Below are 16,782 nucleotides of genomic sequence, written 5' to 3' on the forward strand. Positions count from 1 at the left end.
TGTTAAAGCCGCGCTTCGGTTTTGATGGAGTTGTCGGTCGTGCGCAGCGGCCGGATCAGCGCGTCCTGAGCGAACGACGCGATCAGCTCACCCTGTTCGGTGTGCACGGCGCCGCGGACATACGACATGCCCGCACCCGCCTGGGTGCTCTCGTGTGTGTAGAGCAGCCAGCCGGTCCACGTCACCGGCTCGTGGAAGCTGACTGACACCGTCATCGGCGCGGTCGACACGGTCAGATGCGACTGGGCGGTGCCGATGCCCTCGTGGGCGCGCATGGTGGTCGAAATCCCAAGGTGGCCGGTGAAATACGCTACCAACGCCTTGGCCAGATCATCGCGGCCCGGAATCGGGTCGTAGTGCAGCCACGCATACAGCTCCGGGGGTCCGACCTCGTCGGGGCTGTTCACGTCGACGACGTCGACGAGCCGCAGTTCCCGTCCGGCCATCGCCATCCCACCGTCGTTGGCGTCGCGGGGCGCGGTCACCTCGGGGCGGGGCAGGTGGTGGCGGATGACGTCGCCGGACGGCACGTCCAGCAGCGCGGTCACCGTGATGGCGCGACGTCCGTTCTGCGACACGCCAACCACCGCGGTCGCTGTCGAGCGTCCCTCGGCGACGACGTCGATGTCGATCTCGACCGGCGGCCCGACCAGCACAGCGCGGGCGAACACGGCGTGCACCGAACGCACCGACTTTTCCGGAAACCGTTTGGCGACAGCGACAATCACCTGGGCGAGCACCTGCGTGCCCTCGACCACCTGACGTTGGTCCTCCGCAGCGATGCCGGTGTCGGCGGCGAATCGGCCGTCTGCGGCCTCGCGCGCATCGAACAAGTCCAAGAGGCCGGCGACCGACCAGTGCGTCTGCTCAGAGTCTGTTGTCACCTAGCGAGAATGACATTCTCATCAAACCTTGTAAAGGCATCGCGTCATCAGGAAGCGTCGATCACCAGGGTCTTGAACCGGTCGATGACGTCCAGCGCGTGCGCCAGGCTGTCGCCCGGAAGGCCGACCTGCACCCAGTTCACGCCGAGCTTGGCCAGTCGTTCCAGTCCGCCCAGGTAGGCCTCGGCGTCGAAGTCGTCGGCGGCCGGGCTGCCGCCCTCGAAGTTGCCGAAGACGATGTCGATCGTCGAGGGGTCCCGGTCTGCCTTGTCGAGCCGGCGGCGCAGATCGTCGATGCCGTCGGCGAGGGCCTCGATGGAGTCCATCGCCGCCGTGCGTGCGGTCTGCGCCAGCTGCGGTGGCGCGGCGAAGGGGCACCAACCGTCACCCTTCTCGGCGACCCGCCGGCGGGCCGCCCCGCTGTTGCCGCCGATCCAGATCGGCGGATGCGGATCGCTCACCGGCCGGGGGTGCGCGGTGACGCCGTGAGCGCTGAAGTGCGCGCCCTCGAACGTGACGTCGTCGGAGGTCCAGATGGCGCGGATGGCGTCGAGTGCCTCATCGAAGAGTGCGGCACGCTCCTCGAAGTCCACCCCGAGTGCGGCGAACTCCCGCTTGAGGTAGCCGACACCGACGGCGAGGGTGAACCTACCGCCGGACAACAAGTCGAGTGTCGCGCCAGACTTGGCCACTACGAACGGGTTTCGATACGGCAGCACCACAATGTTGGGGATCAGCCGCAGCGTGGTGGTGTGCGCCGCGGCGTATCCCATCGCGACGAACGGGTCCAGCGCGTCGTGCCCGCCGGCCTCGAGCCAGCGCTGACTCGGCGCCGGGTGGTCGGTGAACCCGAAGCCGTGGATACCCGCGGCTTCAGCGGCCGCAGCCACTTTCGCGATGCCCTCGCCCGTGACCAACTCCGGGTTGTAGGGGTGGCTGTGCATCGGGTGGGTGATGGTGAAATGCATCTGCCGCTCTCCTTCGCTGAGCGCCGACGGTATCCCTGCAAGCTACCGCGTGACATTTGTACGATAATCTGTAAAGCCAATCGGATGACAGGCTGGTCCGTTCTACCGCCGCGAAGGAGTGCTGACGTTGGGCATCAATGACGACGAGTTCGGAAACGGCCTACAAGCACGCACCGCTGCCCGATGCCATGTTCCGACAGGCCAATCCCGCCAAAATCGACGCCTACCGCCGGGCAATAGCCCGAGAATTGGACGGGGTCGATGACAGCCATGGTTGACGGATTGACCCCGCTGGCAACCGGGTTCTGCTTCGGCGAAGGCCCGCGCTGGTTCGAGGGTCTGCTGTGGTTCTCCGACATGCTGGGCGAGGCCGTGCACACCGTCACCGTCGGCGGGTCGATGACCACGCTGCCGTTGCCCGGACACGCGCCCTCCGGCCTGGGCTTTCGCCCAGACGGGACGCTGATGATCGTGTCCGCCGAGAACCGAACGCTGCTGGCCTACGACGGCGAAAACGTGAGCACCGTAGCCGAATTGAGCGCGCTCGCACCGGCGGACCTCGGCGACATGGTGGTCGATCACCACGGCCGTGCCTACGTCGGGTCGCAAGCGTTCGAAGGCGGCGTGATCCTGCGGGTCGATCCCGACGACACCGTCAGCGTGGTGGCGCGCGACCTCGACTTCCCCAACGGCATGGCGATCACGCCCGACCGCCAGACCCTGATCGTCGCCGAGTCGATCGGCCGGCGGTTGACCTCGTACACCATCGGCGAGGACGGGGACCTGTCCGACCGGCGAGTCTTCGCGGACGGTCTGGACGGCCCGCCGGACGGCATCTGTCTCGATGCCGAGGGCGGCGTGTGGACGGCGATGACGCTGGCGCACCAGTTCGAGCGCATCGAGAACGGCGGTGGTGAGGGGTACGTAACCCATCGCATCGACATCGGCGACCGCGCGGCAATCGCCTGCATGCTCGGCGGGGTCGCTGACCGCACACTGTTCATGCTGTCGAGCAGCGACGCCTACCCCAAGCGTCTGGTCGGTACGCGTCTCTCCCGAGTGGACACGGTGATCGTGGATACTCCCGGGGTGGCCGCGGTGGGAGCGTGAACAATTCCTATTACGAGTTGACCGACGCCGCCGACCCGGTGGGCGAAAAGTTCACTGCCACAGACCTGGTACGCAGCACCTGGACGGCGAAGATCCAGCATGCCGCGCCGGTGTCGGCGCTGCTGGTCCGCGCGCTGGAGCGCTGCGTACCGCGTGATGACACCCGGCTCAGCCGGGTCGCGGTCGACCTGCTGGGTCCGGTTCCGGCCGACGGCGACATGTGGGTCCGCTCGAAAATCGAGCGTCCCGGTAAGCAGATCGAGTTGATCAGCGCCGAAACGTTGGCCCTTGGACCCGATGGCCGGCCGCGGCCGACGGCGCGCGCCACCGGCTGGCGGCTGCAGCAGCTCGACACCACGGAGGTGGCGCACGACGCCGCGCCCCTGCCGCGTCCACGCAGCGAGGCCCGCAGCCGCGATCTGGCGAAGAACTTCGACCGGAACTACGTGCACAGCCTCGATTGGCGCTGGCTGACCAGTCCACTCAACCAGGGTCCGGGCGAGTCCTGGATCAAGCCGACGACCAGCCTGGTCAACGGCGAGACGATGACACCGTTGCAGCGGTTGTTCGCGGTTGCCGACTGCGCCAACGGAATTGGCTCCAAGATCGACATCACCACCTGGACGTTCTTGAACAACGACCTTGTCGTACACGTGCACCGGGTCCCCGACGGGGAGTGGGTCGGCATCCGTGCCGAGACCAACTACGGCCCGGACGGCATCGGGACGACGGTGGGCACGCTGTTCGACGAGACCGGGGCCGTGGGCAGCATTCAACAGTCGGTGCTGGTGCGCCGCCGGCCCGGCTGACTCGCGAGAGTGCAACTAGTAGCGCATTTCCCGAGATAGGCCGTCACTGATTGCACTCTCGCGGCGCGCCGGGATGACGTCGACGACACGTAGGTGCATCTGGTCGGGTGCGCTGATGGCCGCGGCGATCAGGCAGCCGGCGTCGGCTGCTGGCACCGCGCCGGTCGAGCGGACGATCGAGGCCCGCACGCCGGTTCCGACGAATTCGGCGTCCAAGCCGCTGACCCAAGCCTCGAGCATCCGGTCCGCCCCGGCCGGCGACGCGCCGACCAGTTCCGGGCTGAGCAGTACAACGTCTCCGCGACCGTTGTCGATCATCGGCGGAACAAGTTGTCCCACAAGGTGTTGCGCGCCCGCCCAGGATCTGTCGATCACACCGGCCGTGCTGATCAGCACGTCGACCTCACCGATCAGATAGTCGGCGGATTTCATGAATCGATCGATCGTGGGCGGGTCGGCCAGGTCCAGGTGAGCTGCGAACACCGACGCACCCCCGGACCGGAGCCGGGCGGCGAAGTCCTCGCAGACCTGCGACCGGCGGCTGCCCATCATGACCAGATGCCCGCCCGCCGCCAATCGGGCCGCGGTGGCGCATGCGACCGGCGAGGACGCTTCGGTGATGACGACCGCTCTGGCGCGGCTCACCGCAGACGCCCGGCGTTTCGGGCTTGCCCAGCTAAGCTCGGGTGATCAGCTAACAGTGGCACGAAAACAGCGTGACACTTCGGCCTAATTTTGTAAAGTTGCGGGTATGGACCAGACGTCGACCATCGAGGGCGACACCTCGACACAACAGCGGATCCTCGCGGCGACCGCTGAGGTCCTCGGCCGCAATGGCAAGCGCAAGCTCAGCCTGTCCGACGTCGCGGTACAGGCGGGGGTGTCCAGGCCGACGCTGTATCGCTGGTTCGCCTCCAAAGAAGACCTGCTCTCGGCGTTCTCCAGGTACGAGCGGATCACCTTCGAAAGCGGTATGAGCCGGGCAACAGCCGGACTCAAAGGCACCGACAAGCTCGACGCGGCGCTGCGTTTCATCGTGGACTACCAGCATTCCTACACCGGTGTGCGGATGGTCGACATCGAGCCCGAGCACGTCATCACCCAGTTCTCGGCCGTCATCCCGCAGATGCGCGACGGTCTGCAGCGGCTGGTGCCAGGCCCCAATGCCGCGGTCAAGGCCGCCACAGCGATCCGAGTAGCGTTCTCGCACTACATGATTCGCAGCGATGACGCCGAAGAATTTCTGGCGCAGCTGCGGCACGCGGTCGGCATCAAGGCTCAAGCGGACTGAACCTACGCGGCGCTTCCTTTGGCTGCCGCGAACGGCGATGCGTTGAGATGGTCCGAGCGGCTCTGGTTGCCCCCGGCGCGCTTGGCGGCGTACATCGCCGAGTCGGCTGCGTTGATCAGATCGTTGATGAGTTCACGCTCGGCGGGGTCGAAGCTCGGGCCCAGCGGGGTGCTGATGATGCCGATGCTGGCCGTGACGGGGTAGCGGGTAGCGCCGACGGCATTTCGCAAATGTTCAGCGACGTCGTGTAAGCCGTCGGTGTGGTAGATGTCGGCGACGACGAATTCTTCGCCGCCGAAGCGCGCGATGATCGATGTGTCCGGGCTGGCCAGGCGGAGGGCACCTGCCACTGCCACCAATGCCTCGTCCCCGGCGGCGTGGCCTTGAGTGTCGTTGAGGCGCTTGAAGTTGTCCAGATCGATCATCGCCACGGCCAAATACCTCGGACCTTGTCGGCGGCGCAGCAGCAACCCGTATGTCGATTGATAAAAAGCCCGGCGGATCAATAAGCCGGTCAGCGGGTCGCGACTTGACTGCCGTAATTCGCTGGCAAGCGAATGGACAAGCCATTGCACCGCAAACGGAAACGCGACGTTGAGAACGAGGATGAGCATCAACCCGCCGCCCGCCACGAAGATGTCGTAGGAGCGGACGAGACGTCCTGCCAACGTGACGGCGGTGGTCATGGCGATCACGAAATTAATCGCCGTGTATTGCGCGGTGTGAAAGAAGGCGATGTAGCCGCCGAGCACGGCAAACGCGCAACAGCCCAGCATGCCTGCGAGTGGGTCGCGTTGCACGAGGCAGGCACCCGTGATGCAGATGCTCCCCGTCAGCGCATACACGAGGGATTGGACGCGGGTAGGCCAACGGATCAGCCACAGCAAGGCCATGGTCAAACCCGCGCCGCTGACAGCCGGTCCGACGACTTCGGCGGCCGGGTAGCGCGGCAGGGTCGGCCCGGCCAACACCGCAGCTGGAATCACGGAAATCGCTGCGATCACAGCAGCGATCAGTGCCCGCCATGTCAACCGGATACCCCGGGTATTCAAATACAGAGCCAACCAGTCAAACTGGTCGCGTCGGCCCCACCATCGCCGAACGGCGCTCACGTTGCTGCCCCCCGCTTCACTTCATATTCGTTATGCATGCATTTTCCATGCTGTCAGACATTGTGCGGCCCACAGACCTGGTCTGCACTACATTTCGCCCGCCACGAGGGCGAAGAAACAATTCAGGCATGCCAACGCTCAGTCGAATAGCACCGCGGCGTTGAGATAGCCGGTCGGGTCGAAAGCCGATTTCAACAATCGCATCGCCGCGATATCGGCGGCGTCGCGGGACATGCCGAGGTAGCGACGTTTTCGGCTGCCGACCCCATGCTCGGAGCTCACGTTGCCGCCGCATTCGGCGATCAGGTCCATCATCGCGGCGTATAGCTTCTTCTCCTGCTCAGCGCTGCAGCGCAACAGATTCAGATGCAGGTTGCCCTCACCGATGTGTCCGAACAGCACCCCGAAGGCGTCGGCGGCGTGCCGCTGAATGAGCGCCTCGGCATCGCGGGCGAACCGGTCCACCGCGGACAGCGGCAAGGACACGTCGAACTTCAGCGGCGGACCATACACCCCAACCACCTCGGCCAGTGATTCGCGGACCCGCCAAAGCCGTTGCTGCGCAGCGGGATCGACGCCCACCACCGGCTCACTCGACGTACGCACACCCTCCAGCGCGTCGGCTAGCCGGTCGGTCTGGTCGTGGTCGGCCGCCAACTCCACCAGCAGCAGCCAGCGGTCGTGCACCGGCGGGGGGACGCCGAGATGCTCTTCGGCCAGCGCACCGGCCCGGCCGTCGATCAGTTCCAGCGCCGCGATGCCATCCATCTCGCGGAACAGTCGGCCCGCGTCCGCCAGCGCGCTGAGCTCGTCGAAACCGCAGATGGCGGTGATGCGATGCGCCGGATCCGGATGCAGACGCAGGTCGAGCGCCGTGATCACGCCCAGTGTCCCTTCGGCGCCGACGAACAGCGACGGCAGGTCGTAGCCGGTGTTGTCGGCCCGCACCGGCGAATGCCGCCGCAGCACCGACCCGTCCGGCAGCGCAACGTCCATGCCGATGACCTGGCTGCCCATGTTGCCGTACCGCAAAGTGCGCAACCCGCCGGCGTTGGTCGAGGCCATCCCCCCGACGGTCGCGGTGTCACGCGCGGCAAGGTCGACACCGAACACCAGTCCGGCCGCGCTCGCGGCCCGCTGCACCGCGCTCAACGTTGCCCCGGCCCCGGCCGGCACGCGACGCTCGGTCGCGTCGACATCGCCGACGGTGCACAGCCTTTCGGTGGACAGCAACACGTCGTCGTGTTCGGGGACGGTCCCGGCCACCAACGACGTCCGGCCGCCCTGGACCGTCACATGGGTGCCGGCGTCGCGGCATACCCGCAATACCTCGGCGACCTCGCCGGCCGAACCCGGTCGCACCAGGGCGCTGGCGTGGCCGCGATAGCGGCCGGTGTAGTCGACGCTGCGGCCCGCTAGCACGTCGGGATCGGTGCTGACGTAATTCGCCCCCACCAGCGACGACAGCTGCTGCGGCACACTCGCGGCCATTCCGTGGGTCTATCACACGCGCCGATCGCCGTGCAGGATGAGTGTCATGCAGCGTGAAGATGTCTGGTTCAACTCCGGCAGCGACCGGATCAGCGCGTGGCTCTACCGGCCCGAGGGCAGCGGCAACTCCCCGCTGCTGGTGATGGCGCACGGTTTGGGCGCGGTTCGCACGATGCGCCTCGACGCCTACGCCGAACGATTCGCCGCGGCCGGTTACGCCTGTCTGGTGTTCGACTACCGGAACTTCGGCGACAGCGAGGGCGCACCACGACAACTGCTCGACATCCGGATGCAGTTGCAGGACTGGACGGTCGCCGCGGCATTCGCACGCACGCTGCCCGGGATCGATCCCAGTCGAATTGGCTTGTGGGGCACATCTTTCAGTGGTGGCCATGTGATCGCCACGGCGGCACGGGTGCCGGGCATCGCCGCGGTCGTGGCCCAGTGCCCGTTCACCGACAGCGTCGCGTCGCTGGGCGCGATCAATCCGCTGATCAGCGTCCGACTCACCGCGCTGGCCACCCGCGACCTCGTCACTGCCCGCTTCGGGGGTAATCCGGTGATGGTGCCGACCGCCGGACACCCGGGCGACGTGGCGCTGATGACGTCACCCGATGCTTACCCCGGCTACCTGGCCCTGGTGCCCGACGGTGCGCAGATGCGCAACGAGGTGGCGGCCCGCATCGGTGTGAAGATGCTGCCCTACCGGCCGGGCCGACTTGCGGCGAAGGTGCCCTGCCCAATCCTGTTCTGCATCTGCGAGTCCGACACGGTTGCGCCGTCCGGTCCGACCCGCCGCTATGCCGCGACGGCGCCGCGTGGCGAGATAAAGCTTTATCCCGAAGGGCATTTCGAAATCTACGTCGGCGACGCGTTCGAGCGCGTGATCGCCGACCAACTCGAATTTCTGGGACGGGTTTTGGCCACCGGCGACGATGCAGTGGGGGTGCCTCCAGCCGCGCAGCGGTGAGGGGGACGCGCAGCGCGATGAGGAGGAGCCGGGCAGTCAGGCTCAGCGAATGACGCCTACGCCGCCCTTGCCGTCGAGGCGAAACAGGTCCGTCAGGGCGCGACGATCTCCGCTTTGGCTGTCCCGAGCGGGGAATGGACCCGGACCGCCTCGTCCCGAATCAGGCCGCGGAGCAGCGCGGTGCTGAATTCGGCGGCGATCTCCTTGGCGCTGCGTCGTCCGCTCGGCCGAAGCCAGCGGTAGGCACCCAGCGTCATCCCGATGTAGCCGAGGGCCAGGACGTGGGAGTCGCTTTCGTAGAACTCGCCGCTGGCGATGCCGCGGTCGATGAGCCCGTGCACGTGCTCGTACACCTGGGTCTCCTTCTCGCGGACCGCAGCGACCTGCTCCGCGGTGAACCACTCGGTGATGTAGGGCTGCTCTTGGAAGTAGACCGCGGCGCCTTCGGGGTTGGCGGCAATCTGGTTGAGCAGTCGCACGGTGTATTGGTAGAGCGCCTCGCGGGCCGACATCGTCGGATCGTCGTGCACGGCAGCCAGGGTCCGCTCCGCGGCCTGCTGGTAGATGTCGTAGAGGATCAGCGACTTGCTGGCGTAGTAGTGGTAGACGGTGGCCTTGTTCAGGCCGACCACGTCGGCGACGTCGTCCATCCGGGTGCCGTGATAACCGCGCGCGGCGAACAACTTGGTGGCAACAACCAGCAGCTCCTCGCGGCGGGTGAGCCCGTTCTCGGATGGCATGTCTTCTCGCTATCGGCAGTCCGGGGGCCGCCCGGAGTCAATCAACTAGTTGGGTAGTCTAGGCAACAGGACAGTTCACTGTTGCGCGCTGCCCGCCGGGACTACACTTCGGCAGGAAGCGCGAGCCGACTCGAGAGGCAGTCAGATGCAACCGGATCCCGATCCCAGCTACGACTTTTCCGACGAACTCGAGTACTTCTTCAGGTACCTGCCGTTCGGCCTGCGCGGCGTGGAAGACGGCCGGGGCTACCCGCCGCCGGCCTACCCGCCGGTCTAAGCCGGCTCACACCCTTCGAGGTCGACGCCAGCGCGGACTTTTGCGAGTGAGCGCATCGCCAGCGTCGGTTTGATGTGCGTTTACCGCGCTTAGAGCGCCTTGAGCTCCTCGGCCACTTCGGACACCGACTTCTTCGCGTCGCCGAACAACATCGACGTCTGGGGCAGGAAGAACAGCGGGTTCTCGATGCCGGCGTATCCCGATGACATAGAACGTTTGAGCACGATCACCGACCGCGACTCGTCGACGTTGAGGATCGGCATGCCGTAGATCGGAGAGCCGGAATCGTTGCGGGCAGCTGGGTTCGTGACGTCGTTGGCGCCGATCACGACAGTGACGTCGGTGCGGCCGAACTCACCGTTGACGTCGTCCATCTCTTTCATGGCGTCGTAATCGACGTCGGCCTCGGCCAGCAGCACGTTCATGTGACCGGGCATTCGGCCGGCCACCGGGTGGATGGCGTACTTGACCTCCACGCCCTTCTCCTCCAGCAGGCTGGCCATCTCCTTGACCGCGTGCTGCGCCTGCGCGACCGCCAGCCCGTAGCCGGGCACCACGATCACCTGGTTGGCGTAGGCCATCTGAATCGCCACGTCGGCGGCCGAGGTTGCCCTGACGGTGCCCTGGTCTCCGCCCACGGCACCGCCCGCGGCGGCGTCGCCGCCGAACGAGCCGAAGACAATCGCGGGAATCGACCTGTTCATCGCGACCGCCATCAGGTTGGTCAGGATCGAACCCGAAGCGCCGACAATCATGCCGGCGACGATCATCGCCGTGTTGTTCAGCGCCAAACCCGCTGCGGCTGCGGACAGTCCGGTCATCGCGTTCAGCAGCGAGATCACCACCGGCATGTCGGCGCCGCCGATCGGGAACACGACGAACAGGCCCATCACGCCCGCGAAGACCAACACCAGCACGATCCACCCGACCGGCATCCCCGGGTTCAACCCCAGATAGACCGCGACACCGATCGCACCGAATAGCAGCAGGAAGTTGGAAACCTGGAACAGCTTGGCCGATGCGACCAGCCGCTTTTCCACATTTTTGGGAATCGACTCCTGCAGCTTCAGGAACGCCACCAGCGAACCCCAGAAGGACACCGAGCCGATGACGGCCGCAAACAGCGACCCGACGACCAGTGCGACAGTGGGCGCCTGGTCGGGCCTGAAGACTGAAAAACCCTTGGTCCCAATGAATTCCGACCACGCAATCAGTGCGACCGTACCGCCGCCGACGCCGTTGAACAGCGCCACCAGCTGCGGCATCGCCGTCATCTTGGTCTTCTTGGCGGGTGGCACGCCCAGCGTCACGCCGATCACCAGGCCCGCAGCGATCATGATCCAGTTGATCGACGCGGTGTCGCGCACCTTGATCAGCGTCGCGACCACCGCGACGCCCATGCCGACCGCAGCGATCCAGTTGCCGCGCACCGCGGTCTTCGGGCCGGTCAGGCCGGACAGGCCGAGGATGAACAGCCCGAACGCCAGGATGTAGAGGACGTTCACCCCGTAGTTGACGGTCTCGGTGCTCACTTCGAGGCCTCCTTCGCGCCGACTGCCTTGTCGTCGGCAGTCTTGCGCGACTTGAACATGCCCAGCATCCGGTCCGTCACCAGGAAGCCACCGATGACGTTCAGCGTGCCGAAGATCAGGGCAACGAACGCGATAGCCCGCACGCCCCAGCTGGCGTCGGCGGGCAGCTCGCCCAGCACCAGCAGCGCACCGAGGACCACGATGCCGTGAATGGCGTTGGTGCCCGACATCAACGGGGTGTGCAAGGTGTTGGGCACCTTGGAAATGACCGCGAAGCCCACGAACCCGGCAAGCACCAGGATTGCCAGATTGGCCAGCAGGTGGTCGTACATCTAGGAGTCCTCTTCCGTCTCATTACCCGGTTTATCAGCGTCGCTGCCCACTGCATCGTCGCCGGTGGCAGAACGGGTAACACACGCACCGGCAACGACCTCGTCTCCGAAATCCGGCGCCAGTTTGCCGTCGGTGATCAACAGGTCGAGCAGCGCGACGATGTTTTTGCTGTAGAGCTCGCTGGCGTGCTCCGGCATCGTGGCCGGCAGGTTCAGCGGCGAGGCGATCGTCACGTCGTGCTTGACGACGGTCTGACCCGGTTCGGTGAGCTCGCAGTTGCCGCCGGTCTCACCGGCCAGGTCGACGACGACACTGCCAGGCTTCATCGCCTCGACGGCGGCGGCGGTCACCAGCTTGGGCGCGGGACGGCCGGGAACCAGCGCGGTGGTGATGACGACGTCGAATCCGGCGATCGCGTCTTCGAGCGCCTTCTGCTGCTGCGCGCGCTCTTCGTCGGTGAGCTCGCGGGCATACCCGCCCTCACCGGCGGCAGCCACCTCGTTGTCACCCAGTGACAACCATTGCGCACCCACCGAGCGCACCTGGTCGGCCACCTCGGGGCGAACGTCGTAGCCGGTGGTTTTCCCGCCGAGGCGCTTGGCCGTCGCGAGCGCCTGCAGGCCGGCCACACCGACGCCGAGCACCAGCACGGTCGCCGGCTTCACAGTGCCTGCGGCGGTGGTCAGCATCGGGAAGAACCGGGTCGACTCCGACGCGGCGAGCACCACGGCCTTGTACCCGGCGACGTTGCCCTGCGACGACAACGCGTCCATCGCCTGCGCCCGGGAGATGCGCGGGACTGCCTCGAGCGCGAAGGCCTGCACCCCGGCCTCCTCGAGCGCGCCGATCGCGTTGTCGGCGTTACGGGGGGCGAGAAAGCCGATCAGGGTTTGCCCGCTGTGCAGTTTCGCCACCTCGTCCGCGGTTGGCGGCGCAACCTTGATCACAACGTCGGCGGCCCAGGCGTCGCCGATGGTGGCGCCGGCCTCGGTGTACAGCGCGTCGGGCAGGAGCGCCCGCTCGCCGGCGCCCGACTCGACAACGACCGCGATCCCGCTTTTGACCAAGGGCGCGATTACCTTCGGCACCAGCGCGACCCGCCGCTCGTCGGCTCCCGACTCGGCGACCACGCCAACTGTCGTCTGCGTTTCTGTCATGGCGTCCGCATCTACTTCCTGTACTCCCTACTCGCCGGTAGATCGGCACCAACCCTAACCTGAGGCCCTGGGCGGGCATCAGTCATGACGTTCCTGCTGCCCCCGGTGTGGCCTCGAAGCGGGTGGCTTATCGTGACGTAATGGACTTCGCGATGTCAGCCAAAGCCAGCGACTACCACAAGCGACTGAGCGAGTTCATCACCGATTACGTGTTTCCCGCCGAAGCCGAGTACGACAAGTACCGCGAGGAAGTCGGCCCGCACGACCACACCGTTCCGCCGGTGATCGAGGACCTGAAGATCAAGGCCAAGGCCGCCGGACTGTGGAACCTGTTCCTGCCGTCGGAGTCCGGTCTGACCAACCTGGAATACGCGCCGCTGGCCGAGCTGACCGGGTGGAGCCTGGAGATCGCGCCTGAGGCGATCAACTGTGCGGCGCCGGACACCGGCAACATGGAGACCCTGCACCTGTTCGCCACCGAGGAGCAGGGCAAGCGGTGGCTAGAGCCGTTGCTGAAAGGCGAGATCCGCAGCGGCTTCTCGATGACCGAGCCCGCCGTCGCCAGCAGCGACGCCCGCAACATCGAGACGTCGATCGTGCGCGACGGCGGCGACTACGTGATCAACGGCCGGAAGTGGTGGACGTCGGGGGCGGCGGATCCGCGCTGCCGGATCCTGATCGTGATGGGGCGCACCAACCCTGAGGCGGCCAGCCACCAGCAGCAGTCGATGGTGCTGGTCCCGATCGACACACCTGGCGTCACCGTGGTCCGCTCGACATCGGTCTTCGGTTACCAGGACCAGCCCGGGCACTGCGAGATCATCTACGACAACGTCCGGGTGCCGGTGACGAACCTGCTCGGCGAAGAAGGCGGCGGCTTCGCGATCGCCCAGGCGCGCCTCGGCCCGGGCCGCATCCACCACTGCATGCGCGCACTCGGCGGGGCCGAGCGGGCGCTGGCCTTGATGGTGCACCGGGCGAACACCCGTATCGCATTCGGCCGGCCGCTGGCCGACCAGGGCCTGGTGCAACAGGCAATCGCCCAGTCCCGCAACGAGATCGACCAGGCCAGGATGCTGTGCGAAAAAGCAGCCTGGACGATCGACAAGCACGGCAACCGGGCCGCCCATCTGCTGGTCTCCCAGATCAAGGCGGTCGCACCGCAAATGGCCTGCAATGTCGTCGACCGCGCCATCCAGGTGCACGGCGCGGCCGGCGTCAGCGAGGACACCGTGCTGGCCCGGATGTACTCGTGGCAGCGCGCGATGCGGATCTTCGACGGGCCCGACGAGGTGCACATGCGGACCATCGCGCGCTCCGAAATCGGCCGAGAGAAGACCGCTTTCGCCGCGGCGGTCACCTAAAGTGACCACCGGCTTACGAGATCTGCAGGGAGCCTGGAACTTTCGCGACGTCGCCGACACCACCGGCGTGCTGAGACCCGGTCGGCTGTTCCGTTCCGGTGAGCTGAGCGAGCTGGCCGACGAGGGCCGAGACGAGTTGCGCCGCTTGGGCATCACCGATGTCGCCGACTTGCGTTCCCGCAGTGAGGTCTTGCGCCACGGTCCCGGTCTGGTGCCCGACGGCGTCGACATCCATCTGCTACCCATCCCGGATCTCCCATCCGAAGAGGGCAACCCGGACGGCGAGGCCCCGCACGAGCACGCGTTCAGGCGGCTGTTCGAAGAAAAGCCGGACGGCGAATCGGCCAGCGACGCCGCCAGTCGCTACATGGTCGACGAGTACAGCAGGTTTCCGACCTACCCCGGCGCCCGCGAGGCGGTGCACCGCCTCGTGACGCTGCTGGCCGACGGGCGCACTGTGCTGGCCCACTGCTTCGCCGGCAAGGACCGCACCGGGTTCACCGTGGCTCTGGCGCTGGAGGCCGCCGGTGTCGACCGCGACGCGATCGCGGCGGACTTCCTGACCAGCAACCAGGCCGTGCCACTTTTGCGTCGGCGCATCCTCGACACGATCCGGCAGAGGGCTGATGTCGAAGCGACACCGGAGCTGATCGCGACCAGCGAGGCGCGGCTCTCTGAAGAGGTGCTCGGCGTGCGCGCGGAGTACCTCGACGCCGCGCGGCGGACCATCGACGACAACTTCGGGTCCCTCGAGGGCTACTTCCGCAGCGCGGGCGTCACCGAAGATGACGTGGCCCGCCTGCGCGACGCCCTGCTGGGCTGAGCACACCGCCACGGTGATACCGCCCCGTGCGCTTTTTGAAAAAACAGCATCGGCCCCAGCCAGTGAACGCTGGGGCCTCTGAGGCCCGTGATTCGCGTCCAACATTCCAGACGTGAAACTTAATTTTCGCCAACGAAAACCTGTGTATTTCTCAGACATTTGGGTCTTATAGGCGTAGACATATGCGTAATACCCGCGCCGCTGGAGCCGCTTCCTGCCCTGGCGACCACGAGCCCACAGCCCCCCGAAAGGTCGCAGAATGTCTGGTCGCAAAGCTCGTCTCATGGCTCTGGGAATGGTCGCGACGGCAGGTGCCGGTTTTTTGAGCCTGGGCGCAATGATGAACTCCGCGGTCGCCCTCGGCGACACGCCGGACCTCGTCGCCCCGGTCATCCCGCCGGCCGGCGATATCGGCTTGTTCGTCGGCGCCAGCGGCACCCCCATTCCCGGGCCCGACTATGTGGGAGCCGCTTACGAGCTCTACGTCAACCACAACTTTCCCGGCATCACCAGCTTCTTCCAGGGGGCGGCGAATCCCCCCTTCGGCAACGGTGTGTTTACCCCCGAAGGCCTCTATCCGCTGGAAGCCGCCGGCGTCCACCAGCTGTATCTGAACTACCCGCAAGTCGACGGTCTGCCGTCCCTCACCAGCTCAGTGGGGCAGGGCGCCTTCAACGTGCAGAGCACGGTCCTCACCGAGCAGGCAGCGAATGAGGCCTCGACGGTGTTCGGCTATTCGCAGGGTTCCACGCTGAACGGCATCGCCATGAAATTGCTCGACCCGCTAGGCACCGAGAAAACCGGCGCCTTGGACCCCAAATTCCTGCTGATCGCTGACCCCAGCAATCCCAACGGCGGGTTGCTGGAGCGCTTCAACGGTTTCGAAACCATGGGAGGTCCTCAAGCGGGTACCGTCGACCCGCTGAGCCTGCCGAGCCTGGGTCTTTCGTTCGACGGCGCTACTCCGGCCGACGACTACACCACAACCATTTATTCGCTCGAGTACGACGGCTTCGCCGACTTCCCGCGCTACCCGCTGAACTTCCTGGCCGACCTGAACGCGTTTTTGGGGATCGCCGACCTGCACGGCACCTACCTGAACGGTGCAGCTCCTCCCAGCATGGACCTGTCCGGTCCATCGCCTGACGACATCGCCAACGCGGTTCACCTCACGACGACCGGGGGCCTCACCAACTACTACATGATCACCTCGGACACCGTCAACGGGGTGGACGGTCCCGTGACTCCGCCGCTAGTGTCGACGCTGGGCGACATTCCGGTGATCGGTAAGCCGCTGGCGGACCTGCTCGGGCCTGACCTCACGGTGCTGATCAACCTGGGCTACGGCAGCGACAACCTCGGCTACTCGGACGCACCGGCGAATATCCCGACCCCCTTCGGGCTGGCGCCCGACGTCAACTCGACGACGCTCATGACCGAGTTGACCGCCGGGGCCCAAACTGGATTTGCCGCTTTCGAGAAGGACCTGTCCGATCCGGCTGCGTTGTTCTCGTCGCTGACGGAGCCGTCGACGACATCAGGCCCGTCACTGTCGGACATCTTCGCCACCTTGGCAACCGACTTCAGCTCTCCAGAGGCCGCAAGCACTACCCTTACCGAGCTCGCCAACGCCTTCTCGAGTGCACTTTCGACGGCGTACTCGGTTTTCCTGCCGCTGACAGACATATCGAATGCCCTGAGCACCAGCCTTCCGGCGTACGACCTCTCGCTGTTCACCGACAACCTGGCCACGGGCGACCTCGCGGACGCCTTTGGGCTGCCGATCGCGGCGAACACCGCGCTGGAGACGCTGGCCGCCGGCTTCTCCTACGAGGTCATCTCGACTGCAGCCTCCCAGATAGCCGCCGACTTCACGGCTATCGGGTTCTAACAGCGAACGCGCCGCTGCCGGCTTGCTGGC

Annotated in this window: 17 protein-coding genes and 1 pseudogene; 9 read left to right on the forward strand and 9 right to left on the reverse strand. The window is 66.2% G+C overall.

Annotation, left to right across the window (positions count from 1 at the left end; translation table 11 throughout):
• Positions 1–2: 2 nt before the first annotated feature.
• Together ACQY5A_RS24400 and ACQY5A_RS24405 are read right to left on the reverse strand one after the other, a co-directional pair.
• Positions 3–884 carry an acyl-CoA thioesterase gene (locus ACQY5A_RS24400; RefSeq protein ID WP_428342822.1) on the reverse strand — a complete coding sequence of 294 codons (882 nt, stop codon included), beginning with the start codon at positions 882–884 and terminating at the stop codon, positions 3–5.
• A 47-nt stretch (positions 885–931) separates the two neighbouring features.
• Entirely contained in the window at positions 932–1,852 is a 921-nt protein-coding gene (locus ACQY5A_RS24405; RefSeq protein ID WP_428342823.1) for an LLM class F420-dependent oxidoreductase, read from the reverse strand.
• Between the two features lie 158 nt (positions 1,853–2,010).
• Here ACQY5A_RS24405 and ACQY5A_RS24410 point away from each other — a divergent pair.
• The 3 genes and pseudogenes from ACQY5A_RS24410 to ACQY5A_RS24420 all read left to right on the forward strand — a co-directional run.
• Positions 2,011–2,130: pseudogene (locus ACQY5A_RS24410) on the forward strand (SRPBCC family protein); the annotation flags it as partial.
• On the forward strand, positions 2,123–2,962 hold the full coding sequence (locus ACQY5A_RS24415; RefSeq protein WP_428343323.1) for an SMP-30/gluconolactonase/LRE family protein: 840 nt from the start codon (positions 2,123–2,125) through the stop codon (positions 2,960–2,962). The pseudogene ACQY5A_RS24410 and the gene ACQY5A_RS24415, both read left to right, overlap by 8 nt.
• Complete coding sequence (locus tag ACQY5A_RS24420; RefSeq protein ID WP_428342824.1) at positions 2,959–3,771, forward strand: thioesterase family protein; 813 nt, start codon at positions 2,959–2,961, stop codon at positions 3,769–3,771. Before ACQY5A_RS24415 ends, ACQY5A_RS24420 begins: the two co-directional genes overlap by 4 nt.
• A gap of 15 nt (positions 3,772–3,786) precedes the next feature.
• On the opposite strand, the gene ACQY5A_RS24425 is transcribed toward ACQY5A_RS24420, so the two are convergent.
• Positions 3,787–4,416: an SDR family NAD(P)-dependent oxidoreductase gene (locus ACQY5A_RS24425; protein WP_428342825.1), complete on the reverse strand. Its 630-nt coding sequence runs from the start codon at positions 4,414–4,416 to the stop codon at positions 3,787–3,789.
• A 106-nt stretch (positions 4,417–4,522) separates the two neighbouring features.
• On the opposite strand from ACQY5A_RS24425, the gene ACQY5A_RS24430 reads away from it, so the two are divergent.
• Positions 4,523–5,062: a TetR/AcrR family transcriptional regulator gene (locus tag ACQY5A_RS24430; RefSeq protein WP_428342826.1), complete on the forward strand. Its 540-nt coding sequence runs from the start codon at positions 4,523–4,525 to the stop codon at positions 5,060–5,062.
• 2 nt (positions 5,063–5,064) lie between these two features.
• Here the strand turns inward: ACQY5A_RS24430 and ACQY5A_RS24435 are convergent, their stop codons facing one another.
• Together ACQY5A_RS24435 and ACQY5A_RS24440 are read right to left on the reverse strand one after the other, a co-directional pair.
• Positions 5,065–6,126, reverse strand: coding sequence for a GGDEF domain-containing protein (locus ACQY5A_RS24435; RefSeq protein WP_428342827.1), 1,062 nt, complete (start codon positions 6,124–6,126; stop codon positions 5,065–5,067).
• Between the two features lie 186 nt (positions 6,127–6,312).
• Complete coding sequence (locus tag ACQY5A_RS24440; protein WP_428342828.1) at positions 6,313–7,665, reverse strand: FAD-binding oxidoreductase; 1,353 nt, start codon at positions 7,663–7,665, stop codon at positions 6,313–6,315.
• Positions 7,666–7,711: 46 nt separating this feature from the next.
• On the opposite strand from ACQY5A_RS24440, the gene ACQY5A_RS24445 reads away from it, so the two are divergent.
• Entirely contained in the window at positions 7,712–8,635 is a 924-nt protein-coding gene (locus ACQY5A_RS24445) for an alpha/beta hydrolase (protein ID WP_428342829.1), read from the forward strand.
• A gap of 92 nt (positions 8,636–8,727) precedes the next feature.
• Here ACQY5A_RS24445 and ACQY5A_RS24450 read toward each other — a convergent pair whose 3' ends face one another.
• The gene (locus tag ACQY5A_RS24450) at positions 8,728–9,375 is read right to left on the reverse strand and encodes a TetR/AcrR family transcriptional regulator (RefSeq protein WP_428342830.1); all 648 of its coding nucleotides are present in this window, start codon (positions 9,373–9,375) and stop codon (positions 8,728–8,730) included.
• Between the two features lie 145 nt (positions 9,376–9,520).
• On the opposite strand from ACQY5A_RS24450, the gene ACQY5A_RS24455 reads away from it, so the two are divergent.
• Positions 9,521–9,652: a hypothetical protein gene (locus tag ACQY5A_RS24455; protein ID WP_428342831.1), complete on the forward strand. Its 132-nt coding sequence runs from the start codon at positions 9,521–9,523 to the stop codon at positions 9,650–9,652.
• 89 nt (positions 9,653–9,741) lie between these two features.
• On the opposite strand, the gene ACQY5A_RS24460 is transcribed toward ACQY5A_RS24455, so the two are convergent.
• From ACQY5A_RS24460 to ACQY5A_RS24470, 3 genes are read right to left on the reverse strand one after another with little or no spacing between them, the layout of a single operon-like run.
• Entirely contained in the window at positions 9,742–11,184 is a 1,443-nt protein-coding gene (locus tag ACQY5A_RS24460) for an NAD(P)(+) transhydrogenase (Re/Si-specific) subunit beta (RefSeq protein WP_428342832.1), read from the reverse strand.
• On the reverse strand, positions 11,181–11,516 hold the full coding sequence (locus ACQY5A_RS24465) for an NAD(P) transhydrogenase subunit alpha (RefSeq protein ID WP_428342833.1): 336 nt from the start codon (positions 11,514–11,516) through the stop codon (positions 11,181–11,183). The genes ACQY5A_RS24460 and ACQY5A_RS24465 overlap by 4 nt, the downstream gene beginning before the upstream one ends.
• Positions 11,517–12,674: a Re/Si-specific NAD(P)(+) transhydrogenase subunit alpha gene (locus ACQY5A_RS24470; RefSeq protein ID WP_428342834.1), complete on the reverse strand. Its 1,158-nt coding sequence runs from the start codon at positions 12,672–12,674 to the stop codon at positions 11,517–11,519. It abuts the gene before it with no gap.
• A 152-nt stretch (positions 12,675–12,826) separates the two neighbouring features.
• Between ACQY5A_RS24470 and ACQY5A_RS24475 the strand changes: the two genes are divergently transcribed.
• The 3 genes from ACQY5A_RS24475 (at position 12,827) to ACQY5A_RS24485 (ending at position 16,752) form a co-directional block, all read left to right on the forward strand.
• A complete protein-coding gene (locus ACQY5A_RS24475; protein ID WP_428343324.1) occupies positions 12,827–14,038 on the forward strand; it encodes an acyl-CoA dehydrogenase family protein in 1,212 nt (403 codons plus the stop codon).
• Position 14,039: 1 nt separating this feature from the next.
• A complete protein-coding gene (locus ACQY5A_RS24480; protein ID WP_428342835.1) occupies positions 14,040–14,861 on the forward strand; it encodes a tyrosine-protein phosphatase in 822 nt (273 codons plus the stop codon).
• Between the two features lie 283 nt (positions 14,862–15,144).
• Positions 15,145–16,752 carry a PE-PPE domain-containing protein gene (locus ACQY5A_RS24485; protein ID WP_428342836.1) on the forward strand — a complete coding sequence of 536 codons (1,608 nt, stop codon included), beginning with the start codon at positions 15,145–15,147 and terminating at the stop codon, positions 16,750–16,752.
• The last annotated feature ends 30 nt before the right edge of the window (positions 16,753–16,782 follow it).

The organism is Mycobacterium sp., from assembly GCF_965277065.1.
Taxonomy (GTDB): Bacteria; Actinomycetota; Actinomycetes; order Mycobacteriales; family Mycobacteriaceae; genus Mycobacterium.